This window comes from Levilactobacillus spicheri DSM 15429 (assembly GCF_001435095.1).
GTDB lineage: Bacteria > Bacillota > Bacilli > Lactobacillales > Lactobacillaceae > Levilactobacillus > Levilactobacillus spicheri.
Map to the genome: position 1 here is coordinate 1 of NZ_AZFC01000025.1, position 535 is coordinate 535.

The window sequence follows — 535 nt, forward strand, 5'->3', positions numbered from 1 at the left end:
CCGCATGGCGCAACATGCACGGGAACACCAAGCAGAAGCGAAGGAGGCACTTAGAGATGGCAAGTAATCCATTGATGGTGGCGGGAGTTCACCGCTTAGAAAATCAGTTCGGCCCCGCCAAAAACTGGCCTGATGAAGAGGTGGAGAAAATCCACAAGGTGGCCAACCGGTCAGCCGACAAGTTCACCTCACACACCTACAGTGTCGACCGGGTGCGGGACATGATCGAACGCGGGTTCCTGACGCAGTACGTGGTCGATGAATCGGGTCGCGACAAGCAGTGGGTGCGAGACCTGGTGCAGTTCATGATGGCATCGCCTGGTTTCGAGTACCGGGCCACCCATGACGATCTGGTGCAGCTGAGGTACGTGCGTGACCACATCTCCAGCAAACACTACAGCCAAATCGCACGGAGCATGGACCGGCACGTTGATTGGGCCCGCCACTTCATGCCAGCGGCGCGGAGATTGAAACTTGATTGATTACCCGGATTGGTACGAAGAAGCGCTCCAGGAGCTCCAGAGACAGCACGACG

At 57.4% G+C, this 535-nt stretch carries 1 protein-coding gene; it reads left to right on the forward strand.

Translation table 11 applies throughout. The features are described 5' to 3' along the window. The first annotated feature begins 56 nt into the window (after positions 1–56). A complete protein-coding gene (locus FD37_RS07765) occupies positions 57–482 on the forward strand; it encodes a hypothetical protein (RefSeq protein ID WP_056964605.1) in 426 nt (141 codons plus the stop codon). Positions 483–535: the final 53 nt, after the last annotated feature.

What these genes read in the sequence shown, in the direction of transcription:
- FD37_RS07765 (WP_056964605.1), top strand. Translation starts at nt 57, where the DNA reads ATGGCAAGTAATCCATTGATGGTGGCGGGAGTTCACCGCTTAGAAAAT.